Source organism: Pseudomonas machongensis, assembly GCF_034961125.1.
GTDB lineage: Bacteria > Pseudomonadota > Gammaproteobacteria > Pseudomonadales > Pseudomonadaceae > Aquipseudomonas > Aquipseudomonas machongensis.
The window spans coordinates 18,355-18,735 of the sequence record NZ_JAYFUI010000180.1; the positions used below are offsets into that span (position 1 = coordinate 18,355).

General features: G+C 54.1%; 2 tRNA genes. Both read left to right on the top strand.

The features are described from left to right. Positions 1 to 37: 37 nt before the first annotated feature. A tRNA-Ser gene (locus tag VA602_RS16065) sits at positions 38 to 128 on the top strand. Between the two features lie 107 nt (positions 129 to 235). Then, a tRNA-Arg gene (locus VA602_RS16070) sits at positions 236 to 312 on the top strand. Positions 313 to 381: the final 69 nt, after the last annotated feature.

A 381-nucleotide genomic window follows, 5' to 3' on the forward strand; every position in this document is an offset into this window, starting at 1 on the left:
ACGGGGAGGGGTCTGGTTAATATACGCCCCGTGTTGCGGTGAGGTGGCCGAGTGGCCGAAGGCGCTCCCCTGCTAAGGGAGTATACCTCATAAGGGTATCGGGGGTTCGAATCCCCCCTTCACCGCCATTCTTCGTGTAGGGCGCTGTAACTGGTCAAAATGCTTAAGTCGTTGAAATTAAACGAAAAAGTACTTGGCAAAACGGTTTAGCGAACTATAATGCGCGGCAAGACACGGACTCATAGCTCAGCTGGATAGAGTACTCGGCTACGAACCGAGCGGTCGGAGGTTCGAATCCTCCTGAGTCCGCCACACCAAAAAGCCCGCTCCTGTAGCGGGCTTTTTCTTTTCTGCCGTTCACGAATCTGTCAGTGCAACGCG